The sequence below is a fragment of the Anaerospora hongkongensis genome (assembly GCF_004339805.1).
GTDB classification, from domain to species: domain Bacteria; phylum Bacillota; class Negativicutes; order Sporomusales; family DSM-15969; genus Anaerospora; species Anaerospora hongkongensis.
In genome coordinates, this window is record NZ_SLUI01000002.1 from 203,752 (window position 1) to 228,115 (window position 24,364).

Below are 24,364 nucleotides of genomic sequence, written 5' to 3' on the forward strand. Positions count from 1 at the left end.
AATAATACATTGACCGCAGAAAAAAGACAAGCGTTGCCACTGGCAAGCTTGTCTTTTTTGTCCTATAGCTGGATAAGCACGGCCTTCCCCTGTTCCAGCGATGGTTTTACATCAATCATTCGCTGGTTCGAAGAGCCTTTGAACCGAAGTTCATAGCTTTTCAGGTCTTGTATGAAAGGCCCGTCAATCAAAATATCCGTGTAACAAAGCAGTTCCAGCACCGCTGGATCGGTTTTTACCTGTTCCAGCAGTTTTTCAAATGTAAAGCCCGTATAGGTAATAACATCAAATCCATTTTGCCGGGCAGCCTGCGCCAGCTGTGCCATCGCTGCACTTTGACAGAAAGGTTCACCGCCGCTTATCGTCAGGCCTTTTACCAGCGGATTCTTCAACATTTCCTCAATAATCTGCCCAGGCTGCGCAATAAAGCCGCCGTCAAATGGCCAGGACTGAGGATTGTGGCAGCCTATGCACTGATGGGGGCATCCCTGAGCAAAAACAACAAACCGTATACCGGGCCCGTCCACAATTGACTCGCGAATAACCCCGGCAAGTCTCAGTTGAATCAAAGAGTTTCCATCTCCCTGGTGTCTGCAGTTACATTAAGGTGCTTAACACGGTCTCTAACTTCGGCTCGTTTAGCATTATTGAATCGCTCCAACGTGCCGACAAGGTAACCGGTAATCCGCCGAATTCGTTCAAATGGTGGCCATTCGGTCTCGCTGCGGCCGCATTTAGGGCAATGATCACCAATAATCCCGTTAAAACCGCACTCAGGATCACGATCGACAGGATGGTTAATCGAACCATAACCTACGCCCTGCTCTTTCATGCAGCGAATAACCGATTCAAAAGCATCCAGGTTGCCTGTAGGATCGCCGTCTAATTCAATATAAGTGATATGGCCGCCGTTGGTAAACTGATGATAAGGTGCTTCCAAGTTAATTTTGTCGTATGCACTAATGGGATAATAAACCGGAACATGAAAAGAGTTTGTATAATATTCATGGTCGGTTACCCCTGGTATGCTGCCAAAGCGCTTGCGGTCAATCTCAATAAAGCGGCCTGAAAGCCCTTCAGCCGGTGTTGCAATCAGGGAAAAATTTAATTTGTATTTCTCTGCAGCTTCATCCATACGCTTGCGCATATAACCCACAATCTCCAGCCCAAGCTGCTGTGCCTTTACCGATTGTCCATGATGCTCACCAATCAAGGTTTTCAAGCATTCTGCTAAGCCAATAAAGCCAACCGTCAATGTTCCATGCTTCAGGACTTCCCGGATTTCATCATCAGGCCCCAGCTTTTCCGAATCAAGCCATACATTCGTCCCCATCAGGAACGGGAAGTTGCGGACTTTCTTCCGGCACTGGATTTCAAAACGGTCCAATAACTGATTAATACATAAATTAATCATATCATCCAGTTTTGCATAGAAATCAGTTATATCTTGATTGCTTAAAATACCGATGCGCGGTAAGTTAATCGAAGTAAAGCTCAGATTACCTCTGCTGTAGGCAATTTGCCGTTTAGGGTCATGCACGTTGCCAATAACCCGGGTCCGGCAGCCCATGTATGCAATTTCTGTTGCTGGATTGCCTTCCTGGTAATATTGCAAATTAAAAGGAGCATCAATAAACGAAAAATTGGGGAAAAGGCGTTTGGCGCTAACCCGGCAGGCAAGCTTAAAAAGATCATAATTAGGATCGCCCGGATTATAGTTTACCCCTTCTTTGATTTTAAATATCTGAATAGGGAATATGGGTGTTTCGCCAAAACCAAGTCCGGATTCGGTAGCGAGCATGATATTTTTCATTACCATGCGTCCTTCCGGAGAAATATCGGTACCGTAATTAATCGAGCTGAAGGGAACTTGAGCACCAGCGCGGCTATGCATCGTATTCAAATTATGGATTAAAGCCTCCATAGCTTGATAAGTTGCCCGATCGGTCTCTTCTAAAGCCTGTTCCAGGGAAAAAGCCTGCGCTTTTTTTAGTGTCTCAGCATCAAATTCGTCAACCAAAAGGGCATATTCCTGCTTAATATAATCGTTATCATTTGCCAGCACGGGTACCAGCTGCGTATTAGCAAAAATAGTTTTCGCAGCAGCTTTAACGGTATCAGCAACAGCTGCTGTACGACCCACCGCAAACTCAAGCGTTCTTACCAGATTTTCGATATATCGGCGGGCAAATGTTTTCCGAATGCCATCAGCAAGTCCGTAATCGAAATTCGGAATGCTTTGCCCGCCATGCTGATCATTTTGATTCGATTGAATCGCAATACAAGCAAGTGCTGAATAGCTGGCAATATCATTGGGCTCGCGTAAGAACCCATGTCCTGTGGAGAATCCATCTTTAAAAAGCCTTTGAATATCAATTTGGCAGCAAGTTGTCGTCAAAGTGTAAAAATCAAAATCATGAATATGAATATCACCGTCATGATTGGCTTTGGCGTGTTCCGGTCTCAGGATATACATCTCATTGTAGATCTTGGCACCTTCCGCACCGTATTTCAGCATGGAACCCATAGCAGTATTGCCGTCAATATTGGCATTATCGCGTTTCAAGTTACTCTCTTTCGAATCGCGATGGGTGATTTCTTCATATGTTTTCATCAGCCTGGTATTCATTTCCCGCGCCCTGGTACGTTCCGCCCGGTAAAGAATATAAGCTTTTGCCGCTCTCGAAAGATCGGCATCAATCAAAACCTGCTCCGCAATATCCTGAATTTCCTCAACCGTAGGAGCCGTTTTTCTGGAAAAACTCTCTTCACTCACTTGCTTGGAGACATCAATTGCAAGCGCGAGTGCAAGTTTATCATCGCTCATTCCACTGGCCTGAAGCGCTTTATTAATAGCATTACTAATTTTTTCTAAATTAAATGGTACTTCCCGTCCATCTCTTTTCACAATTGTTGTAATCATAACTGTCATTAGGCCATGCATAACATTCTACGGCCCCTCGCCTCCCCATTTAGATTGCTAACTACAATGTTATTACCATATATTGTGTTTGTCAATAGTAATACAACAAGATATAGTGCAAAAAAAAGCTTAACTGCGCTACAATATCTACTACATAGTATAACTGAAGCACGAAATGAAATAAGCCCTACGGCCGAAACCATAAGGCTTATTTCGCTTACTGATTATACACCGACAGTCAGAACTGTTAAATCGGCTCTAACTGGAAGGATACCTAAAAATGTTGTACTGTCAATTGCGCTCACTAATTGGAAGGTTACCGGAACAGCAGCAACAAAAATTAAAGCATTGCCGCTAAACTGGCCCGAACCAATTGGACTTGAAGACAGGAACGAACCAGCAGTAGAAGTTACAAGAGAGAAGGTAGGCATTGTAGCAGTTCCGTCACCGGCAATTCCATCTGCCGCCAGCCACCAATTAACATAATAAACACCCGTTGCAGACAGCGTCACCGTTCCCGTCACAGCGTCATATGCGATAACAGTTGACAGGTCATTGACAATCGCATCAAAGATAACTGGTGCACCTGGTGCAATTGCATCAACATCCCCTACCAATTGAACTTGGAGTCCCGCCAAGGCTACTGCAGGTCCAGTCGCGCCTGTCGCGCCTGTTTCTCCGGTCGCGCCTGTTGCTCCTGTTGCTCCGGTCGCCCCCGCTAGCCCTGCTGCCCCAGTATCACCTGTGGCACCCGTCGCCCCTGTGGCACCCGTCGCTCCTGTGGCTCCCGTGGCTCCCGTGGCTCCTGTGGCACCCGTGGCTCCTGTGGCACCTGTGGCTCCTGTGGCTCCTGTGGCTCCTGTGGCTCCTGTGGCTCCTGTGGCTCCTGTGGCTCCTGTGGCTCCTGTTTCCCCGGTCGCTCCTGTGGCTCCTGTTGCCCCAGCTAGCCCTGCTGCCCCGGTATCACCTGTGGCACCCGTCGCTCCTGTGGCACCCGTCGCTCCTGTGGCTCCTGTGGCTCCCGTGGCTCCTGTGGCTCCCGTGGCTCCCGTGGCGCCTGTTGCTCCTGTTGCTCCTGTTGCTCCTGTTGCTCCTGTTGCTCCTGTGGCTCCTGTTGCCCCTGTGGCTCCTGTTGCTCCTGTTGCTCCTGTTGCTCCTGTTGCTCCTGTTGCCCCTGTTGCCCCTGTGGCGCCTGTTGCTCCTGTTGCTCCTGTTGCGCCTGTGGCTCCTGTGGCTCCTGTGGATCCTGTGGCGCCTGTGGCGCCTGTAAACCCAGTGGCCCCTGGATCGCCTGTTGCTCCTGTTGCCCCTGTTACGCCTGCACCTGTGGCACCAGTGGCACCTGTTGCTCCCGTGGCTCCTGTTGCTCCCGTAGCTCCTGTGACTCCTGCAGCGCCTGCACCTGTTGCTCCTGTTGCCCCTGTTGCCCCTGTTGCCCCTGTTGCCCCTGTTGCCCCTGTTGCCCCTGTTGCTCCTGTTGCTCCATGCGGAACAATAATACAAATAGGACATGGGCATTGCTTGCATTGATGGCCGGAATTACATTGATGACAGGAATGGCATTGATGACATTTGGGACATTTATGATATTCATTATTCATTGCAAACCTACTCCTTTCAGAAAAAATTCAACCTGCATACTATCATACGTGCATATTAACCGAAATGTGACATATGTTAATTAGCAATTGTAGAATGCTGCAGATAAATAATCGCCATATTCCGCTAACCCAAGCAGCATAAGCTTAAAAAGGCTAAGAAATGATTGGATAGGCCCGGACTATCCAATCATTTCTTAGCCTTATATATGTTGCAAATTTATTTTTTAGCCAGTTTAGTAATGACAGCTTGAATTTTTTGCAAAATAATAATCCGCTGAATAACAGGCTGCAGCTCTTTTTGCTTATGTACGAGCCGTGAATATGTTTTATACAAGGACTCCTTGTTTCTGGACTTTAGACGGTAACCAAAAACTGCTCTTCTTTGCTGCCAGACGATTTTTAGTATCGTGCCGGCCAGCAGCAAGCTGCCCAGCATATACATCATTCCTCCACCGATTCTCAGAAACAGGTAGGGTCTCAGAAGAGCATCAGCCACCGACATGTGCTGATGAAGAACACGCAGCAAATAGGTTTGCAGCCCTCCGGCCATAACTAACCCTGCTGCCATTGTTAACATCCCGATGTGCAGCAGCAAAACTCCCCCCGAGCAGTAGCGTTCTTCTTTTTTTGTTAATTCGACACGCTCCAATAAGCAGTAGCTGGATATGGCTAGCGCAAGAAAGCCAAAAACACCAAATAAAGCAAGATGAGAGTGCGCAGAAACAATATAGGTGCCCTGGATATATTGATGTGTGGCCGGCAAGGCCAAAAACAGCCCCAGCATTCCAGCTCCAATAATATGATACACTAAACTGCTGCCAACCAGCATCAAAGAAAGCCGGGAACGGTAATCTCTGTTTTCGGTGAGCCAGTTCTGTATTCGTTGCAGCACCACTACGAAAAAGACCAGCGCCGGGACTACATGCAGCATACTGAAGCCACTGCCGGCTGCTGCAAGCAGCAGCCAGTTTTCCGGCCACAGCAGATATGCAGCACCGGCAGCTAGCAGCGCAAGTATCGCCATTCCCGCCGCCGCAAGAACAATAAAGGCTCCTTCCGGGCGTTCTATGGCTGCAAGCCTGATGAGCAGCAATACTGTAAGGCCCAGGCCGATCATTTCTGCACCGAATTCAATGCCGATATGAAAGGTAAGAAAACGGTGATACTCCGCCAGACCAGGATTCGTATAATAATAGACCGTAGAAGTATAGAAAGCCGTGAGTATCGATAATCCGGCAATAATTGCGGAAGGAATAACATGACCTTTTTCTTTTACTAGCGCCGGATAGGCTCGCAGCAAGTAACCGCTAAGCATAACCAGCGGCACCAGTAGCAAAGCCCGCAGAGTTACCGGCCCTTCCAGATATTCTCTGATTACGGTAAAATGCAGCGCCAAAATGGCCTGAATCAGCAAGGTCCCCAAGGAATAGAAAAGAAATATTGCTCCGGTAAAATACTGCGCCTGTTTATTGTTGATGGGACAAAGCAAGTAAAAAATTCCGCTCACGATCCCTGCGAAGGTCCAATAAAGGCTGATATTCACATGAAAAGTTCTGCCGTTGATATATTCAATAGGGAAAGGCAAATTGACAAACAATACCGACAATGCACCGGTATTCGACACCAGCCCCTGCACACCAAATCCGGCGATTGCAAATAAAGCAAACCAGCAGTGAACCCGCTGAAATAGGAACAATTTTATCCTCCTTTAAACGCCTTTTAGGTTATTTTATACAATATCTTTAGTATGAAAGAATTGGCAAAAAGATATTACAAAAAAGGACTGCCGGAATAGAATTTCCTCTATTCCGGCAGTCCTTTTTTTGTATATACATCTGGCTTCAATTTATTCTTGTCGACCAGCATGGCGATAAAGCATTCAACAAGGGCAGGGTCGAATTGATATCCTTTTCCTTTTTCCAGCTCACAAACCGCTTCCTCCGCAGAAAAATGATGGTTGCGATATACCCGCTTAATGGTCATGGCTGAATAAGCATCTGCGATTGCCAGAATGCGGCCTTCAATTGAAATATCCTCTTTTGCTTTTCCATAGGGATACCCAGTGCCGTCATAGCGCTCATGATGCTCAGCAATTGCCCGTATTACATCGCTCTTGACATCAAAAGACTGTAACAGGTTTAAACCGTATACAACGTGTTGTTGGATAGACTTGTATTCAGCGTGATTTAACTGCGCCGGCTTGCGTAATACCTCATTGGGAATAGCAATTTTGCCAATATCGTGCAGCCATCCGGCTAAAGCGATGTTATCTACAGCAAGAGGACTCAGACCGGAAAGCTGTCCGAGAGCCTTGCTATACCTGGCAACATACAAAGAGTGTATAAATGTGTACATATCTTTTTGCGATAAAACATTCAGCAGGTCTACAAACGGCTCCGGAATTTCTTCATTAACCTCACAGTTGAGCTGCCTGTTCTTCTGCGAGATCTTATGATAAAACAAATTTTTATCAGCAATGGTCAGCAACTGTTCAATCGTCACCGGTTCGCCCGGTGTTTGCACGGCAATACCATAAGAAAATACCACACAAATTGGAATCAGATCAGGGTCGGTAATGTAGCGTTTCTCTTTCATCTGCTCCAGAACTTCAGCAGCAGGCCTGCTCTCAATTTCTGTTTTCAGCAATATAACAAACTCATCACCGCCCATGCGGCCCACCAATGCTTCTGGTCCCATAAAACTGCGCAAAGTTTCGGCGAACTGGACGAGCACTTTATTACCGATAAAATGTCCATAAGTCTCGTTAATGTTCTTATAATTATCTAAATCAATAAGCACAGCCGTCAGTTTATGCCCTGCGTCCATTGCCTTCTGACCGCATTGAATCATATAGGAAAAGGTATGCACACCCGTCAAAGGATCAGTAATGCTGGATTTTAAAAAACGGTCACGCTCAAGCGTGATACCGCGCACAAATTGAATAACGGTTCCACTAAGCAAGCCGCATAAAATAGTGCCTATGACCTTCGTCGCCACCAGCCACCATTCTCCCTCAGCCTTATAGAAGAAAAAGTGAACCGCAAGGGTAGCCAGTGGTCCTAACGCATAAAAGGGATTTGACAATAATGGCGCATAGATAAATCCCGAGTTGATAATATATGGTGTCAAAACATCTACAGACACGGTCCGGTAACTTTGCATAGCAATAAGCAGAAAATGATGGACTCCTACCATGCAAGCTACCAGTACATAAGAGAAAGAAGCCCCACGATATTGATAAGCAGTAAATGCCAGGGCGCAAAATACCACCGACAGTAGCTGATACATATGCGATGGACTAACAGCAATAAAAGCCAGAGTAAATACAATAACAAGCAAACCATAAATAGCGCCGAACTTGCCTTGCAATTTGAACAAACTGCTCCCTCCAAATCTATTGCACAGTTGTTGTTCTGGTGATAAATGTCTGTTCGTAACCTAGGAGGGAGTAATAATACTTTTAAATCTTAATATCAACATTGAAGAGTGCTCCTCTTGTTTTTGCGCTGCCTTGCGTCAGAAGATTGCGAATAAAAAGCTGAGCATGGGACTCCATCTCTTTCTCAACTTCTTCTGTTAGTCTGCAAAGTAAATCGTTGTCGGCATCTGGCAAATTTTCTCTTATAATTTTTTGGATTTCCGCCTGATCAAGCATTGATGAAAACCTCCGCTTCCATATCCAACGGGCGTTTTAGCACTTTCAAACTGATAAAAATAAAACAGCACCAGTCATGCCCGACTGTGCTGCAATAACAATTCGCATTGAATCGGCAACCTGGCAATCATAGACAACTGTCCTTAGACCCATAGCTTTGCGTCCTTGCCTTTCGACAAGTTTGCCTATATATTTACTTAAATCACCAATAAAATTAAAAAAAATGTAGTATTTTGGTATAATTGTATTACGTTTTTACCAGATCGTCAATTCTTTTTCAGGACTACAGTCCGATGCCGGGATTTTTGTCCCAGGCAAGTGAACCAAAAAGCCTGGTTCTTCGGCAAGGGCAAATCCAATTTAAGAAAATCCCACTCTGTTCGATATATATAATATAGAGTGGAACTGATAGGCATTGTGCTTATCGCGGGAGGGAAAAAATCTATGCGAAATATAACGTTAGATGAAATACAGCCAGGCATGTACCTGTCAAAATCGCTTGTTTTGGATGACGGTACCGTTTTACTCCATGAAGGCATTGAAATGAAAGAGCGATATATTCAGTATTTGCGCAATCAGGGTATTACCTCCCTGTTTGTCGGGCAGCCGAAAGCGCAGGATTTCCCGGTAACAGAGGATTTTTACGATTTGAAACACCGGCAGGAGGCTGCAATAGCGGCCAAAAAGGTAGTTAATCAGTTCCGGGTGGGCAAAGGAGTCCAGCTGGATGGGGTTAAGGATATTGTCAGCAGCCTCATTACTCAGCTCAGCCAGCAGCCAGAGAACATGATTCATCTTTTGGACATACGCCGCAAACAGGAGTATATGTTTTCTCATGCGGTCAATACTTGTATTCTATCAGTCATGACCGGACTGGCCCTGGGCTATGATAACAACCAACTAAGCGAACTAGGTTTGGCCGCTATGCTGCATGATATCGGAAAAATTAAGTTCTCCCGGCAATTAGCCCTGCAGTTTCCAGACTATTTGTCCAAAGATGAACGCGAAGAGTACAGACGGCATCCATTTTATGCCTTGGAAGTCTTGCGGGAAAATCCTGGCCTGCCGGTTAATGTGATTAATGCCTGCTTTCAGCATCACGAACGCTGGAATGGAAGTGGTTATCCCATGGGCATTCAGGGTGACTCCATTTGCGAATATGCCCAAATCATCAGCATTGCCGATGTATATGACCGCTTAATTGCCGGACTGCCGCATCGCCTGCCTACGCCTGTCTATTATGCGGTTGCAATTTTAAACAAAGCTTCCGGCGAATATTTTAACCCAGCCCTGGTCGATATCTTTAACCAAAATGTTGCGATTTTTCCGATGGGCAAGTCGGTACGCCTTAATACACAAGAAAGCGGCGTTATTCTCGGAGTCGGCATCAAAAACAAAACAACTCCCATTGTCCGCGTCACTACTGACAAGAATGGAAATCCTGTCAACCAGCCAATTGAACTTGATTTGATAAAGAATCCCGGCCTTTTTATTCTCGATTTTGAAGATCCCTATTTTAATTATGCACAGGCCTACGCCGACAAAGCCTACAATAACATGCCGTCTCAGGAGCAATCCGTTATCTAAACAACGAATAAAGCAGCCGCTGACATGTTTGCAGCCGCTGCTTTACTTTTTCCCCAACGCTTTCTATTTTGTTATTTAACAACCATAACAGGGCAGTTAGAATGATACAATACATAACTGCTTACACTGCCTAACACTAATTGTTCAATCGTGCCAAGTCCCCTGCTGCCCATTATAACTACATCATATTTCTTCTCAGCACAAAAAGTTACCACAATATCTTTGGGCGATCCAATTTCTAAAAATCCCTTTGCCTCAACTTCAGGGGGGATTTTTTTTAATGCCTCATCAATAACGCTTTGTCCGGCTTCCTGAATATCGTCCAACACCCTGTCTGGAATATACCCCCCTGTACCTACATGCCCGATAGCTGCCACAGCGGACGATAAGTTCACAACATGCAGAACACCAATAGAGGCTGAACACTGTAAAGCCAGATACGCAGCATATGACAAAGCTCTTTCAGAATTGACCGAACCATCCACCGGAACTAAAATCGTTTGAAATTTAGGCATAACCTACCCCTCCTTACTTTATATTGTTTCCGATGCTGCAGGATCTGAGTCTCCCCTTTTCCGTCGGATAAGCAGTGCCAACAGGCTGCCAGCAAAACACAAGGCAGCAACGGTAAAAAACACGTCCTGGAAAGATAAGATAGAAGACTGACGGGAAATCATTTGCCCTAGCAGCGCTTTAAACATAACATACTGTCCAGGTAACAGACCATGCCCCGTTAACCACCCATTGGCGGCAGTCAGCAGCATGGCGCTGTCCATTCCCTGATTGGCCCATAATGCCTGCAACAGCCGGAAAACATCCTGTGAAGAGTGAATTGCCGGATTCAAATACTCATTTAATACGGCAGTATGATAAATTTCCCTGCGGGTTAACAGCGTCTCGGCAAAAACCACCCCGATACTGCCGCCAATAATTTTTGCCAAATTAAAGATTCCTGACCCGACACCGATTTTATCCTTCGGCAATGAGGAAACGGCACAATTGGTTAGAGGCGACATGGTAAGGCCTAGACCGATACCGAATAAGGAAAGGCGTGTGAAGAAACTCCAGGCTGAATAATCAGCACTGATCGTATCCAGTGAGTAAAGCGCACAGGCGATCAGGCTGATCCCGGTAAATGCCGGCAGCTGTGATCCGAAACGGTCAGCCAGTCGCCCGCCGATCGGTGAAAACAGTACCATGGCTGCCGTAAGCGGGAGCAGCATGATCCCGGCAGTAACCGAATTATAATGTAATATGGATTTCATGAAAAAGGGCAGTAAGAAATTTCCGCCGTAAAAAGCCACAAATGTGATAAAGCCAACCACATTAGCTACAGTAAAATTCATATTCGCAAACAACTGCATATCAACCATCGGCTGCTTCACTCTTAATTCAACCAGCAGAAATAAAACAAACGCGGCAAAAGCGAAATAAAATAGCACAAGAATATAAAGAGAATCCCAGCCTTCCTTCTGTCCCTGATTCAAGGCAACAAGCAGCGAACTGATGGCCGCAATAAGCATGCATGCTCCCAGATAGTCGACAGCAGCTTCCGGATTTTTTCTTGATGCGGGTATCACCGTTAGCGCAAAAATAATACTAAGCACACAAATCGGTCCAACGGAAAAGAAAATGGAACGCCAGTCAAATTTCTCTATTAAATAACCTCCGGCAGTTGGCCCGAGCGCACTGCCGGCAGCTGCCATTGCGCTCCATATTCCCAGTGCCTGCCCTCGCTCATGCGCTTCAAATGTTTCGGCGACAATTGTCATAGCATTGGGCAGCAGCATCCCGGCTCCAATCCCCTGAAGGATGCGAAAGAAAATCATTTCTGCAGAAGATGTAGCTATACCGCACAGTAAGGTGGTAATGGTAAAAAGCACCAGCCCTGTTAGGTACATGCGTTTTGCTCCATACAGATCCCCTAATTTGCCTGTCAGTGGCAGGGTCGATCCATAAGGCAGCATATATCCAAGCGATACCCAGACAACGGAGTCCATATTAAAGTTTAATGCCGCCATAATATTGGGAAGAGCAATATTTACACAACTGCTGACATAAGCACTTAGCACAGTGCCAAGGCAGACGGCGCATAAAATAGCATATTTTTTAATCATATACTAGCCTCTTTTAGTAAATTGGACACTGTAATTATTGAACCTTAACAGTAATTACAGCCGACATCCCCGGCTTTAATACAAAATCCGATTTTTCTGCTTTTACCTTAACTGGCAGCCGCTGAGTAACCTTCGTAAAGTTTGCTGAACTATTTTCTGTCGGCAGCAACGCAAACTGTGAGCCTGCAGCAGGTCCTACCTCCACTACATGACCGGTAAACGTCTTGCCCGGATAGGCATCAACAGTAAATTCGGCCAACTGACCTACTTTTATTCTACCGATATAGGTTTCTTCAATATTGGCACCAATCCATACATCTGAAAGATTGGTAATACTGAATAACTGCTGACCAAAGGAAATAATTTCACCGTCTTCCACTGATTTTAAGGCTACTACTCCCGAAACAGGTGCTTTAATTGTCGCATCCGCCAGCTGGATTTCGGCATTTTTCAAAGCTGCCTTGGCTTGTTGAACAAGAGCCTGCGCAATCAAAATATCTTCCTGGCGGGATCCTTCCCGGCTTAAACTGTATTGTTCGGTAGCAGCAATGTACTGTGCCCTGGCGATAGCAAGGCTCGTTTTACTGGAATCCCTTTGTTGAATAGAAATTGCTCCCTGCTGGAACAGGACTTCATCGCGCTCACTGTTTTTTTTAGCGTTTTCCAAATTTGCTTTTGTCTGCAGCACAGAAGCATTAGCTTGAGCAATTTCTTGCGGCCTGTTTCCTGCGATAGCAGCGGCAAGCCTAGCCTCAGCCACTGCAAGATTGGCTTTTGCCTGCTCTACCTGTACTTCAAATTCCTGTTGCTCAAGTATGGCTATTACCTGCCCAGGCGTAACATTATCGCCCTCATTTACCAATACCTTGTCTACTCTGCCACTTACCTTACTGCTAACCGCAACAATTGTTCCCTTTACCCGGGCATCATCCGTAGACACGAGCCTGGCTGCTCTCAGCCACCACCATATTCCACCGGCAATTAAAATTGCCGCCAATAAACCAATAATGATCACCATGTGCCGGTTGCTGATTGCAGGTGTCCCTTTATTCACAATTTCCCCTCGCCTTTTTCTTGTAAGTTGTTCTTTCGCTTATTGTCCCAGCAAATCTAAACGTAAGATGGCGACTTTCTGCTCTACTTGTTTCAGCCGCTCTTCCAGCATGACCTCCAGTGCCGGTATGCGCTCCCCACCTGCCTCAGTAAGCGTATAAATCCGCTTGCTGCGTGTAACGGTACTATCCCACTCACCAACAACATATCCCCGCTCCTCTAATGTACGCAGCAAAGGGTATAACGCATTCGTATTTGGTGTATACCCGCCTTGGGTACGATGTTTAATTTCAACAGCTAATTTGTTTCCGTGCGCCGGAGCCTGCTGAAGAATCTTCAGTATGTATAAACCTAACACGAGTCTTACATAACTCACGTAATTGTCGTTTGGCACAGCTGCTATTCCCACCTTTTCGCTTTTGATTAATATATCATTATTAATAATATCAATATTTGCCATCCAGTTCAATATCTTTTTGCGCTTTGTCCGCCAAAAGGAAAGGTCTGCAATACGCTGGTATTGCAGACCTTTCCTTTTGGGTATTGCGATTTTTATTAAATTCCTGCTCCATACAGGCTGCTTATATCATCCGGTTCGGTGAGTTTTTCCAAATCAAAAGGTGTACCCTGATAAACATAATAGTTTAACCAGTTTGAAAAAAGTAAATTTGCAGCGCTGCGCCAACGAACCACCGGCATTTTGGACGGATCATCATTGGGATAATAATTAGCCGGTATATTAATTGGCAGGCCTTGCAGAACATCCCGGTCATACTCAGCCTTTAGCGTAAGTGGATCATATTCGGAATGGCCGGTAATAAACAAAGCCCGGTGTTTTTTATCCGTTATTGCGTAGATGCCTGCCTGCTCCGATTCCGATAAGATGCAAAGCTCAGGTATCTTTTCAATATCTTCCCGTTTTACCTCGGTATGCCGCGAATGAGGAGCATAAAAGACGTCATCAAAGCCGCGAAACAGCATTTTTTCCTTAATATTTACGGTATGTGGAAAGACGCCAAACATTTTCTGCGCGAGGTCATGCTTGGGGATACCGTAGTGATGATACAGGGCGGCTTGCGCGCCCCAGCAGATATGGAGCGTAGAATAAACATTCGTTCTGCTCCAGTCCATAATCTCGCATAACTCCTGCCAGTAGTCAACCTCTTCAAAAGGAATTTGTTCCACTGGCGCCCCGGTAATAATCATGCCATCATATTTACGGCTTTTTACGGCTGCAAATGTTTCATAGAATTTAACCAAATGCTCATGAGGTGTATTTTTCGGTTCGTATGTCGTGGTATACATAAAATCAAATTCCACTTGCAGCGGAGAATTTCCTAAGAGCCGCAGCAGCTGTGTTTCTGTCACGATTTTTGTGGGCATAAGATTCAATAATAAAATACGAAGCGGCCGTATGTCCTGGGAATAAGCACGATCCTCATCCATGGTAAATATATTCTCTTTTTCGAGGATATTGACTGCTGGCAGGTTGTTAGGAATCTTAATTGGCATACCTTCCGCTCCTTTATACTGATCTATGTATTACGATAACTCTATTTCTTCCGAGTGATACAGCCTGACAACCGTTTTTTCGGCCAACAAAGGCAGCGACTGTTGGCGCCACAGGTAAATATGCGGCATCTGCTGATGCTTATCAAGGGCATTTTTATCCGTCCATCTCTCAACAAATAGTAAGTTCGAAGCATCATAGGGATCTTCCAGCAATTCATAGCTGATGCATTCCTCTTCCAGTCTGGTAGCAGCAATTAACGCCTTGGCATATTCAAGTAGTTCGCTCTTTTTCTCTGGCCTAACCGTCAACTTTGCCAATACAACTAACATAGCTTCACACTCCTATCTGTAACATATTTTACTATTAAACGCAAAAACCTGCAAAACAAACTTTAGTTTACACAGTCTGTTGCTGAGGCACCATCTGCGTTTTACCCGCCAGGAGTAGTTCTGTATTTTTAAAATCATCCCTGTCCACTTTTTCAATAAAAACCACATAAAAAACACACACTATGATCTCACACAGCTTTTTCTGCAGGAAAAGCAGCTTGTCCAGCGAAGCTTTTCTATAAAAAGGAGGAATGTAATTATGAATTCTACATTGCGTATCGTCTTAGGCAACACGGAGCGAACAGCCGAAGAAGTCATTTCCTTTTTTCGTCATCATGTCGATGATTTTGCCGGTTTGCATATGGAAGCGGTTGAAACTAATCCACAGCGCGTCGGCCAACTAATTATCGATGTTCAGGCTCCGTCCGAATCTGTTGATACCGCTAAGCTCCGGAAGATGCTTAACGAAACCGGCGAATGCATGTTTCAGGTTGATTCCATTGAGAAACGCTAACTAAAACTACGACCAAGGTCAACCCAGCCCGGCAATATGCCGGGCTTTTTGCTGTCTAATATTGTCAGAAAACAGCTTGTTTTAGCAAAGATATCCAAATAAGGATTTTTTTAGAGGATTATGTAAAAAAGAGTCTAATAATATATTCGTTTTGCTCATTAGCAACTGTTCTATTAGGGGGATTTTATGACCATATTGCACAAGGCATATCCAGCACAGATATTAAAGAAATGTCCTACAGGTATTCAAGGCTTGGATGATATAACTTTTGGCGGACTGCCACTCGGCCGGACAGCGCTCGTTTGCGGTGCGGCAGGCTGCGGCAAGACCTTGCTGGCGATGCAGTTTTTAGTAAATGGCGCACAATTATATAATGAACCGGGAATTTTTATGTCCTTTGAAGAAAACGAAACTGAACTGGCAGAAAACTTCGCTTCTCTAGGTGTGGATCTAAACGAGCTCACTGCACAGAACAAAATCAACCTAGATTATGTTCATTTGGATAAAAATGAGATTGCTGAAGCCGGTGACTATGATTTAGATGGTCTGTTCATCCGTCTGGATTATGCAATACAATCCATCGGCGCAAAGCGCGTAGTTCTTGACACCATAGAGGCTCTTTTTTCGGGATTATCTAACACTACTATTTTACGTGCCGAACTGCGCCGTCTTTTCCGGTGGTTAAAAGAAAGAGGGGTGACTGCAATTGTCACCGGTGAAAGAGGTAATGGCACGCTTACCCGCCACGGTATTGAAGAATATGTCTCTGACTGCGTTATCCTGCTTGAGCATAAGGTGGTAGATCAAATATCGACTAGGCGCCTGCGCATTGCCAAATACCGCGGCTCGGCTCATGGAACAAATGAGTATCCTTTTCTAATTGATGAACAGGGCATCTGTCTGATGCCAATTACCTCGGTAGGTCTTAACGCTGTGGCATCGATAGAACGAATTTCATCAGGCATCGAACGGCTTGATACTATGCTTGGGGGGCACGGTTTTTATGTTGGCTCCAGCATATTAATCTCCGGTACGGCCGGTACAGGCAAAACTTCACTTGCTGCCAGCACTGCAGATGCAGCCTGCCGCCAGGGAAAGCGGTGTCTATATTTTGCCTTTGAGGAATCGCGAAGCCAAATTGTCCGCAATATGAAGTCTGTTGGCATTGACCTGAACCAATGGCTCGACCAAGGTTTGTTGGAAATCCATGCCTCGCGTCCCACACTGTTCGGGCTGGAAATGCATCTGGTTAACATGTACAAAAAGGTCACTGAATCTAAGCCGCAGCTTGTTATCCTCGACCCAATATCAAATCTCACCGCTGCGGGAAATTGTTCTGATGTGAAGCTGATGCTTACCCGCATGCTTGACTTCCTGAAACTGCAAAACATTACCGCTCTTTTTCTTGACCTTTCCAATTTCAATCAAACCAGTCAGACCGATATCGCCATTTCCTCACTGACCGATACCTGGATTGCTTTGCAAAATATTGAAATTAACGGCGAACGCAACCGGGGCCTTTATCTGCTTAAATCACGAGGCATGGCTCATTCGAATCAAATTCGCGAGTTCGTTTTAACCGATCAGGGCATTGAACTGCTCGATGTGTATACTGGACCGGAAGGGGTTTTAACCGGCTCCGCCAGATATGCGCAAGAAGAAAAAGAGCTTGCACAAAGACTGCTGAGGGAACAGGAAATTGAGCGCAAGCGCCGTGAAATTGAGCGCAAGCACCAACAACTGACAGCAACAATAGCTAGTCTACAAGCCGATTTTGAATCAGAAAAAATGGAATTAGAAAAGATTATGGCCTTGGAAGGAGCTCATTTAACAGCCCTGGACAGCAACAGACTTCACTTAGCGAAATTAAGAAATGCTGACGATTAAATGCACATTCAAAGGGGGTATATCAGATTGGAAAGTATTGAGCAGGATTCAGAAGAATTGAGGAATGAGCATACATACAGGCTAAAGCTATATGTAGCAGGCCAAACCCCAAAATGTGTAAGGGCATTTGCCAATTTGCGCGAAATTTGTGAAACACATCTCTCTGGTAAATACAGTATAGAGATTATCGATTTAACCAAGAACCCCCAGCTAGGAAGAGCCGACCAGATCCTGGCTATTCCCACTTTAGTACGTCACCTGCCTTCTCCACTAGTCAAAATCATTGGTGATTTATCAAATACTGAGCGGGTATTAGTCGGATTAAGTATACAAACCAATTAGGAGGCGACCAGGTGGACGAACTAGCCCACTCTGTTCAAGAATTTGAACGAGCAGCTATTAAACCGGTAAATCAGGTATATGTCTTGCAGTTATATATCGCTGGGTCGTCGCCACGGTCCCAGAAAGCGGTTGTAAATGTCCAGAAAATTTGCAACCAGCTTTCGAGAAACAATTTTGAGCTGCAAGTAATTGATATCTTCCAGCAGCCCCTTCTTGCCAAGGCCGAGCAAATTTTTGCCGTACCGACATTAGTCCGAAAGTCTCCCTGTCCCAAGCGGCTATTTATTGGCGATTTGGCCGATACTGAAACGATCAAAGCAAGAATAGATTCCTAGTTACCGAAGAGTGAGGGTTACGATGATGAATGAATGTCATCCCGATGCTGCCTTATTAGCAGAAATTCAAGAACTGCGCCGGGAACTCGCGGAAGCCAACAGTATTATAAGTGCGATAAAACATGGAGAAGTCGATGCACTCCTGATCTCAAATGAATCGAGTGACCAAGTTTATGTTTTAAAAGGTGCAGACCATATTTACCGGGTTTTAGTAGAAGAAATGCAAGAAGGGTGCGCTACGATATCCTCTAACGGCGTGATCTTATTCTGCAACAAAAACTTTGCTGATATCGTGAAGCTTCCTCTTGACCGAGTCATTGGATCATCCATACATAACTTTATCAAGCAACCATACTCGGACGAGTTCACCACATTTTTATTAGCCCGCAAAGGCAGTTTGCGAGCAGAATACCATCTCAAGACAGGTGATGACTTCAGCACTCCGGTTATCATGTCAGCAATCAGCCTTACTTTGGACGGAGATACGTTCACCTGCCTGGTCGTTACCGATTTAACCGTACAAAGACACAGCGAACGTTTTGTTCAGATGATCTTCAGTCAGGCAAAGGAACCGATTATTGTCTGTGATAGAATCGGCAAGATTACCCAGGCCAATCCGGCTGCATTAGCCATGCTCAGTGGTCAGCTGGTAGGAAGCCATTTTGATACGGCAATTCCCTTATTCTATTCATCAGATGACACCCCATTCAAGCTTAGCGACGCAATACATTCTGATCATACGTATGGAATAGAAGTGCAATATGTGCCAACTGACGACAAACCATTAACGCTGCTTATTAACGCCGGTAAATTCAATTCTGAAACTGATGCATTTGGCGGCTGTGTAGTGATGTTAACCGATATTACGGACAAATGCCTGCTCGCTGAAGAATTGGCACGGTTGGACCGGCTAAATGTCATCGGTGAAATGGCTGCCGGTATCGGGCATGAAGTCCGAAACCCGCTTACTACCGTACGGGGCTATTTGCAGCTTTTTACCCGCAAGGCCAAATATGCCGACGACCACGAGCAATTTGCAATCATGATTGAAGAACTCGACAGAGCGAATTTGATTATTACCGAATTCTTGTCACTGGCCAAAAACAAATCCGTTGAGTTAAAGCCGGGAAATCTGAATGACACCATCCAGGCCCTGTTTCCCATGCTGCAGGCAGATGCCTTTCGCCTGGGACACGAGATTCAAATTGCCGCCGGTTCTATTCCTGTCTTATGTTATGACAGCAAAGAAATACGCCAGTTGATCCTCAATATCGTGCGGAACGGTCTGGAAGCCATGACAACCAGTGGTGTTTTAACGATTAGAACCTATACGGAGCATGAAAAAATCATTTTAGCAATTGAAGATACCGGACCTGGAATCTCCGAGGGCATTATCAATAAATTAGGAACTCCTTTCCTGACTACAAAAGAAGCGGGAACAGGATTAGGTCTTTCCATTTGCTATCGAATCGCAGAACGTCATGGCGCCAGAATCGAAGTGAAAACATCTGCAAAAGGCACTACATTTTTCATTAAATTTGCTGCCTGCAAATCAGAATAAAAATAAACAGGATATTCCCTGCCTTGACAGGGGTATCCTGTTTTATTTATGCAGATTATTTCGTAACTTTTGTATAAAAGAATAAATAAGTAACCAGCAGCAGCATCGCCGTACCCGTAACACCAATTGATGCAGAAACTGTAACAGAGTTTTGCGTGGCAAGCGTATACAGCCCCACACCCACACACATAAAGCTATTTTCAACAAAATTTTGCACAGCAATGGTCTTGCCTTCACCGATCGACTGCTGTCCGACACGCTGCAATACAGCATTCATCGGCACGATATAGATACCGCCTAATACACCAATCAACAGGAGAAAAGTAACAACGAGCATCAGGCTTTTGATATAGAGAAAGGTAAATATGCATAAAGCCATTGCATAACCAAACCAGACCGCCCGGTGAACCTGCTGAATGGTGATCAGCCGGGGAGCAATTGCCGCTCCAAGGGCAATCCCCACTCCGGTGACAGCAATAATGAGACTAATTGAACTGCCGCTGGTAATTCCGAGAGTAAGCGGAACCCAGGCAAAGACAATCATGCGCAAGACAGCGGACGCCAGCCAGAATGATCCGCTGCCAATCAGGGAGAAGTGGCTCTGCCTGTTGCGCAGCAGCATTACGCAGTCACTGCTAAACTCACTGATCGCCGCTTGATAGCGAATGCTGCGGTTGCCTGGATTGCTGGGAATAAGGGTGTTTACTGATACGGATGCTGCGTACAGCAGCAAACAAGTGGCCAATGCAAGTGGGATCGAAATATCGGATAAGATTCCTCCTGCAACCGATCCCGTTAATATCGCCAGGATCGTGCAGCCTTCCAAGGCGGAATTGGCACTGAGCAGCTCTTTTTCATTGCTGGTAAGATAGGGCAGTATGCCATACTTTGCCGGGCTGTAGATTACGGCCCCAATGCCAACTACAGCATAGCTTAGCGCAGGATTACCATGAAAGAGTATCAGTAACGCACCTGCCGCTTTGACTAAATTGCCGGCAACCAATACCTCTGCTTTAGGATTCCGGTCAGCGAAGCGTCCTACCCAGGGAGATAACAGGATATAGGAGGCTAAAAATGTGGTTTGCACAAAAGGCAGATAATAGGCAGGATAGCCATCCCGTTTAATTACCGCTAAAACAATAAACAATATCATATTGTCTACAAAAGCGGACAAAAACTGAGCTGTTAGCAACGCTTGCAAAGGTGATAGTTTAGGCATGGGTTTCCCCCTCTTTGCTTCTGTCAGCCTTGAGTGCCACGTAATCGGTTTTTCCGCTTCCCAATACGGGTAACTTATCCACAATGATAATCTCTGCAGGCATAGCCAGCATACTCTGCCCGGTTTGGCTGATAAATTCCCGCAGCTGCTGCTTCGTGGCTTGGGGATATTCGGTATAGAGAATGATCTTTTCTCCCTTTCTGGAATCAGGCCGATTAACGGCAGCATTACGATTAGTGCCAAAACAGCTTTCTGCCACTTTTTCCACGGCATCTAAACTAATCATTTCCCCTGATAGCTTGGCAAATCGTTTCAGCCGGGAACGAATACTGATAAAGCCTGACTCGTCAATACTAATAACATCACCGCAATCATACCACTCGGAAGCCGGTACAAACCCTCTCCCTGTTAATAAATACCCTGCCATTACGTTAGGGCCTTTTACAAACAGATTGCCTCCTTCGCTTATGCCGGGTACCTTCTCGATGCGCCACTCAATAGCCGGGAGAAATTTGCCTACGGTACCCGCTTTGGCAAACAGCGGCGTGTTAAGACTTACTACCGGCGCGGTCTCAGTTGTGCCGTACCCTTCTAAAATCCGCAAGCCAAATTTCTCCTGCCACAATTTACGTACTTCCTCATTTAGCTTTTCTCCCCCAGCCAGCACATAACGCATGCTGTAAAAATCATAATGATGGGCATATTTCGCATATCCTTGCAAAAAAGTAGGTGTTCCTAATAGCAACGTTATATTTCGATCATACGCAATTTCAGGAATCACTTTATAATGCAAAGGCGTGGGATATAAAAATACTTCCACACCATTTAGTGCAGGCAGCAGCGTCCCTGCCGTCAGGCCGAAGGAGTGAAACATGGGAAGAGCATTCAGCATTTTATCGCGCGAGGTAAAATCAATCACACTGGCGATTTGATTGATATTTGCAAGAATGCTGCGATGCTTAAGCAGTACCCCTTTTGGCTTGCTCTCACTGCCGCTGGTAAACAAGATCAGTTCCCCGTCACGCACTGCTTTTCGCCGCAGCAGGTAGTTACACACGGCCCTAAGCTTATCATACCAGCCAATTTGCTGTTTACAGTCTTCTAAATATATCAGTTTGAACTGCGACGACAACCTTGATTCCAATTCCGCTAATTGACCTTTCGCAATAAAGGCTCGTGAGGTTAAAATAGCTTTTATGCCGGCAGTTTTCACACAATCTTCATTGTTTTCTGCTCCGGCACTGAAGTTGAGAACTGCCGGTGTTTTTCCAAGGTAAAAAAGTGAAAAGAGCGTGACCAGGTGTCCAATTGAGTTAGGCAGCAGGACACCAACAGGGCTGTTATCCACAAACTGTGGTTTTAACGTTGCACCTAACGCAAAACTATTGATGATTACCTGTCGATAATTGATTGTCCCACCACTATCTTCCGCTATCTGTTTCCCCATGCCGTGAATTTGACCGGCGTTTAGCAGCTTATCAAAGAGATTCTCATAGTTGTCTTCTTGCTGCCTGGCTTCAAACATCGTGAGCTGCAGCAAAGTCAGGATACGGTCACTAATCTCCCTTTTCTGAAGCCGAAAGCTTTTGTCCGGAGCAGCGGTAAGCCGTTCTCTTGCAGCAACGTAAATGATTACCTGCGGCAGCCACTGTCTTTTAATCTGCTTTTGCCGCGATAGCATAGAACGCTCTAGTCCCCGAAAAACCACCGGTTGAATCAATGCCCCTGTTTTGATAGCAATGAAACCTAAACCACTGTAAATCTTCATCAAACTGCCTGTCGTTGTAATCCGGCCTTCAGGGAACAGAACTACCGGCTGACCGGTCTTAATGACTCCCGCGATTTTCTTGAGAGAGTAGGGATTAAGCGGGTCAACAGCAATATGGTTAACCCACTTAAGAAAAAAAGAGAACTTTGCCGCAATCGTTGTATTGACTACAAAGCAGACTTCCCTTGGTAGATAAGCATATAGAAAAATTGCATCTAGAAAGGAAACATGATTCGGCATAATAATGCTTGGGCCGCTAAACTCAAATCGGGCTTCACCAATAACCTTTGTTTTAAACAGGAATTGCAATAGTACCCGAATAATTGTTCTCACTTGTCTCCTCCATTCCGCTTTTTCTAGCATATTATCTTAGCTGCTCACTCAGGCTAAGATTGAACTTAGGTGTGACCAGTACAACAACGACGTCCTTACAAAAAAAGCACTCCTCAGAGTGCCCTTTTTGCTACTGTCTATCAGTCAATATACCGCACCTTATCTTCTATCCCCTTGCGGAAAGGTGCCTTGCCAAGCCGTTCAGGATACCCGACGCAGATGATCCCAACGGGATCTTTATCTTCACTGATGCCAAAAATCTGTCTCGCATCCGCTTTTTCATATAAAGAAAACCACAGTGTCCCTAAGTCCATTGAATGGGCAGCAAGTGACATATTCTGAATTGCAGCACTGCACGCTTCTAAATACCCCGGACTTGGTACGTCAAGGAACTGTTCCGCTCCGTTTCGGGCAGGATCGCCAACTACCACAATCAAAGTAGGCGCTTGCAATAAAAATTCAATATTAAATGCCGGTATCCACTGCCACCCGCTTCTTGCCGCCAGCTTTTCTTTTGTAATCTCTGAGGTTTCTTTTAAACGGGCGTTATATTGGGGATTATTTACGACGATAAATTCCCATGGCTGCTTATTGGCCGGAGAGGGCGCATAAAATGCCGCTTCCAGCATTTGCTTAATTTTTTCCGCTTCAACCGGCTGCTTCTTAAAACTGCGGCAGCTTCTTCTGCCCAGGATTGCTTCAATGCACTTCATGTCTCCATCCTCCAATTGTTTAGTAAGTATTTTCTTCATTATAGTAAAGAATCCAGCCTAAACATAAATCATTTTCTTGGTCATCCCGCCGTCGATCACCATGTTTTCCCCATTAATAAAGTCGTTTTTTTCATCGCTCAGAAACAGACACATTGCCGCAATATCCTCCGGTTTACCTACACGCTTGGAGGGATGCTGCTGATGATCGCTGGCAGTCAGCTGCTCATAGTAGTTATTTTCTATCCAGCCGGGGCTGATGGCGTTAACAGTTACATTCTCAGTACTGAGGGATATGGCCAGCGCATGAGTCAAGGCAACAATACCACCTTTAGAGGCTGCATAGGCTTCTGTATTTGCTTCGGACATTAAATAGCGGGTAGACGCAATATTAATAATTCTCCCGTAGCCGGTTCCTTTGGTAAAACGGGCGAATTGCTGCGCTGCAACAAAGGCAGCCCGCAGATTAAGATTGATGACTTCATCCCATTCGGCAATTGACAGTTCATACAGTGATTTGAAGTTACCCTTACCGGCATTATTAATGAGAATATCAATACGCTGATATTTGGCCATCACGGTTTGAAATAATTGTTGAATTTCCTCAACATTGCACAAGTCAATTTGATAAAAAAATGCCTTATAGCCCTGAGCCAGATACTCGTCCTGTAGTTGCCGGCCTTTGGCTTCATCAATATCAGCAAGAACTACCGCAGCTCCCTGCTGTAAGTATGCCCAGCCAATTGCCCTGCCAATTCCATTAGCGCCGCCTGTTACCAAAACAACTTTATCATGATAGTTCACTGCCTTCTTCACCTTCCATATTTTTGTGCAGCATAATATAAGTATCGAAAATTCGACCAACAAGGAGTTTTGCTGTTTTGCGATAAATTAACAACAGATAAGTATTTCTGGTA

The 24,364-nt window shown here is 45.3% G+C and carries 22 protein-coding genes and 1 riboswitch; of the genes, 6 read left to right on the forward strand and 16 right to left on the reverse strand.

Going from position 1 to position 24,364, the window contains the following annotated elements; translation table 11 throughout:
* Window positions 1–62: 62 nt before the first annotated feature.
* From nrdG to EV210_RS03510, 6 genes are all read right to left on the reverse strand, one after another.
* Complete coding sequence (gene nrdG / locus EV210_RS03485) at window positions 63–569, reverse strand: anaerobic ribonucleoside-triphosphate reductase activating protein (protein ID WP_243650420.1); 507 nt, start codon at window positions 567–569, stop codon at window positions 63–65.
* Window positions 566–2,944 (reverse strand): anaerobic ribonucleoside triphosphate reductase, encoded by a 2,379-nt coding sequence (locus EV210_RS03490; RefSeq protein WP_424218032.1) that lies wholly within the window; start codon window positions 2,942–2,944, stop codon window positions 566–568. Before EV210_RS03490 ends, nrdG begins: the two co-directional genes overlap by 4 nt.
* A 203-nt stretch (window positions 2,945–3,147) precedes the next feature.
* Window positions 3,148–4,524, reverse strand: a complete 1,377-nt coding sequence (locus tag EV210_RS03495; RefSeq protein WP_132075638.1) for a hypothetical protein — start codon at window positions 4,522–4,524, stop codon at window positions 3,148–3,150.
* A gap of 217 nt (window positions 4,525–4,741) precedes the next feature.
* On the reverse strand, window positions 4,742–6,220 hold the full coding sequence (locus EV210_RS03500; protein WP_165898771.1) for a cbb3-type cytochrome c oxidase subunit I: 1,479 nt from the start codon (window positions 6,218–6,220) through the stop codon (window positions 4,742–4,744).
* A 107-nt stretch (window positions 6,221–6,327) separates the two neighbouring features.
* The gene (locus EV210_RS03505; protein ID WP_132075644.1) at window positions 6,328–7,902 is read right to left on the reverse strand and encodes a bifunctional diguanylate cyclase/phosphohydrolase; all 1,575 of its coding nucleotides are present in this window, start codon (window positions 7,900–7,902) and stop codon (window positions 6,328–6,330) included.
* Between the two features lie 82 nt (window positions 7,903–7,984).
* On the reverse strand, window positions 7,985–8,179 hold the full coding sequence (locus EV210_RS03510) for a hypothetical protein (RefSeq protein ID WP_132075647.1): 195 nt from the start codon (window positions 8,177–8,179) through the stop codon (window positions 7,985–7,987).
* Between the two features lie 111 nt (window positions 8,180–8,290).
* Window positions 8,291–8,375: riboswitch (cyclic di-GMP riboswitch) on the reverse strand.
* Between the two features lie 248 nt (window positions 8,376–8,623).
* On the opposite strand from EV210_RS03510, the gene EV210_RS03515 reads away from it, so the two are divergent.
* On the forward strand, window positions 8,624–9,766 hold the full coding sequence (locus EV210_RS03515; protein ID WP_243650421.1) for an HD-GYP domain-containing protein: 1,143 nt from the start codon (window positions 8,624–8,626) through the stop codon (window positions 9,764–9,766).
* A gap of 71 nt (window positions 9,767–9,837) precedes the next feature.
* Here EV210_RS03515 and EV210_RS03520 read toward each other — a convergent pair whose 3' ends face one another.
* From EV210_RS03520 to EV210_RS03545, 6 genes are all read right to left on the reverse strand, one after another.
* Entirely contained in the window at window positions 9,838–10,281 is a 444-nt protein-coding gene (locus tag EV210_RS03520) for a universal stress protein (protein ID WP_132075650.1), read from the reverse strand.
* 18 nt (window positions 10,282–10,299) lie between these two features.
* Window positions 10,300–11,883, reverse strand: coding sequence for a DHA2 family efflux MFS transporter permease subunit (locus tag EV210_RS03525; protein ID WP_132075653.1), 1,584 nt, complete (start codon window positions 11,881–11,883; stop codon window positions 10,300–10,302).
* Window positions 11,884–11,917: 34 nt separating this feature from the next.
* On the reverse strand, window positions 11,918–12,937 hold the full coding sequence (locus EV210_RS03530) for an HlyD family secretion protein (RefSeq protein ID WP_243650422.1): 1,020 nt from the start codon (window positions 12,935–12,937) through the stop codon (window positions 11,918–11,920).
* Between the two features lie 39 nt (window positions 12,938–12,976).
* The gene (locus EV210_RS03535) at window positions 12,977–13,396 is read right to left on the reverse strand and encodes a PadR family transcriptional regulator (RefSeq protein ID WP_132075656.1); all 420 of its coding nucleotides are present in this window, start codon (window positions 13,394–13,396) and stop codon (window positions 12,977–12,979) included.
* 95 nt (window positions 13,397–13,491) lie between these two features.
* The gene (metA, locus tag EV210_RS03540) at window positions 13,492–14,448 is read right to left on the reverse strand and encodes a homoserine O-acetyltransferase MetA (RefSeq protein WP_132075659.1); all 957 of its coding nucleotides are present in this window, start codon (window positions 14,446–14,448) and stop codon (window positions 13,492–13,494) included.
* Window positions 14,449–14,478: 30 nt separating this feature from the next.
* Entirely contained in the window at window positions 14,479–14,778 is a 300-nt protein-coding gene (locus tag EV210_RS03545; RefSeq protein ID WP_132075662.1) for a putative quinol monooxygenase, read from the reverse strand.
* 259 nt (window positions 14,779–15,037) lie between these two features.
* Between EV210_RS03545 and EV210_RS03550 the strand changes: the two genes are divergently transcribed.
* The 5 genes from EV210_RS03550 to EV210_RS03570 all read left to right on the forward strand — a co-directional run bounded on the left by EV210_RS03550 (window position 15,038) and on the right by EV210_RS03570 (window position 19,417).
* Complete coding sequence (locus EV210_RS03550) at window positions 15,038–15,292, forward strand: hypothetical protein (RefSeq protein WP_132075665.1); 255 nt, start codon at window positions 15,038–15,040, stop codon at window positions 15,290–15,292.
* A 186-nt stretch (window positions 15,293–15,478) separates the two neighbouring features.
* Window positions 15,479–17,179: a circadian clock protein KaiC gene (kaiC, locus tag EV210_RS03555; protein ID WP_132075668.1), complete on the forward strand. Its 1,701-nt coding sequence runs from the start codon at window positions 15,479–15,481 to the stop codon at window positions 17,177–17,179.
* Window positions 17,180–17,206: 27 nt separating this feature from the next.
* Window positions 17,207–17,521, forward strand: a complete 315-nt coding sequence (locus tag EV210_RS03560; protein ID WP_207900639.1) for a circadian clock KaiB family protein — start codon at window positions 17,207–17,209, stop codon at window positions 17,519–17,521.
* A gap of 11 nt (window positions 17,522–17,532) precedes the next feature.
* Window positions 17,533–17,856: a circadian clock KaiB family protein gene (locus tag EV210_RS03565; RefSeq protein ID WP_165898772.1), complete on the forward strand. Its 324-nt coding sequence runs from the start codon at window positions 17,533–17,535 to the stop codon at window positions 17,854–17,856.
* A 22-nt stretch (window positions 17,857–17,878) separates the two neighbouring features.
* Complete coding sequence (locus EV210_RS03570; RefSeq protein WP_132075677.1) at window positions 17,879–19,417, forward strand: ATP-binding protein; 1,539 nt, start codon at window positions 17,879–17,881, stop codon at window positions 19,415–19,417.
* Between the two features lie 55 nt (window positions 19,418–19,472).
* Here the strand turns inward: EV210_RS03570 and lplT are convergent, their stop codons facing one another.
* The 4 genes from lplT to EV210_RS03590 form a co-directional block, all read right to left on the reverse strand.
* Window positions 19,473–20,636 (reverse strand): lysophospholipid transporter LplT, encoded by a 1,164-nt coding sequence (gene lplT / locus EV210_RS03575; protein WP_132075680.1) that lies wholly within the window; start codon window positions 20,634–20,636, stop codon window positions 19,473–19,475.
* The gene (locus EV210_RS03580; RefSeq protein WP_243650423.1) at window positions 20,629–22,737 is read right to left on the reverse strand and encodes an AMP-binding protein; all 2,109 of its coding nucleotides are present in this window, start codon (window positions 22,735–22,737) and stop codon (window positions 20,629–20,631) included. Before EV210_RS03580 ends, lplT begins: the two co-directional genes overlap by 8 nt.
* Before the next feature lie 140 nt (window positions 22,738–22,877).
* On the reverse strand, window positions 22,878–23,450 hold the full coding sequence (locus EV210_RS03585; RefSeq protein WP_165898773.1) for a nitroreductase family protein: 573 nt from the start codon (window positions 23,448–23,450) through the stop codon (window positions 22,878–22,880).
* Between the two features lie 57 nt (window positions 23,451–23,507).
* Window positions 23,508–24,251, reverse strand: coding sequence for an SDR family oxidoreductase (locus tag EV210_RS03590; protein WP_132075688.1), 744 nt, complete (start codon window positions 24,249–24,251; stop codon window positions 23,508–23,510).
* Window positions 24,252–24,364 lie beyond the last annotated feature (113 nt).

Coding starts and splice junctions, on each gene's coding strand:
- EV210_RS03490 (WP_424218032.1), bottom strand. CDS start 2,944: ATGCATGGCCTAATGACAGTTATGATTACAACAATTGTGAAAAGAGAT.
- EV210_RS03495 (WP_132075638.1), bottom strand. CDS start 4,524: ATGAATAATGAATATCATAAATGTCCCAAATGTCATCAATGCCATTCC.
- EV210_RS03510 (WP_132075647.1), bottom strand. CDS start 8,179: ATGCTTGATCAGGCGGAAATCCAAAAAATTATAAGAGAAAATTTGCCA.
- EV210_RS03515 (WP_243650421.1), top strand. CDS start 8,624: ATGCGAAATATAACGTTAGATGAAATACAGCCAGGCATGTACCTGTCA.
- EV210_RS03520 (WP_132075650.1), bottom strand. CDS start 10,281: ATGCCTAAATTTCAAACGATTTTAGTTCCGGTGGATGGTTCGGTCAAT.
- EV210_RS03525 (WP_132075653.1), bottom strand. CDS start 11,883: ATGATTAAAAAATATGCTATTTTATGCGCCGTCTGCCTTGGCACTGTG.
- EV210_RS03535 (WP_132075656.1), bottom strand. CDS start 13,396: ATGGCAAATATTGATATTATTAATAATGATATATTAATCAAAAGCGAA.
- metA (WP_132075659.1), bottom strand. CDS start 14,448: ATGCCAATTAAGATTCCTAACAACCTGCCAGCAGTCAATATCCTCGAA.
- EV210_RS03545 (WP_132075662.1), bottom strand. CDS start 14,778: ATGTTAGTTGTATTGGCAAAGTTGACGGTTAGGCCAGAGAAAAAGAGC.
- EV210_RS03550 (WP_132075665.1), top strand. CDS start 15,038: ATGAATTCTACATTGCGTATCGTCTTAGGCAACACGGAGCGAACAGCC.
- kaiC (WP_132075668.1), top strand. CDS start 15,479: ATGACCATATTGCACAAGGCATATCCAGCACAGATATTAAAGAAATGT.
- EV210_RS03570 (WP_132075677.1), top strand. CDS start 17,879: ATGATGAATGAATGTCATCCCGATGCTGCCTTATTAGCAGAAATTCAA.
- lplT (WP_132075680.1), bottom strand. CDS start 20,636: ATGCCTAAACTATCACCTTTGCAAGCGTTGCTAACAGCTCAGTTTTTG.
- EV210_RS03585 (WP_165898773.1), bottom strand. CDS start 23,450: ATGAAGTGCATTGAAGCAATCCTGGGCAGAAGAAGCTGCCGCAGTTTT.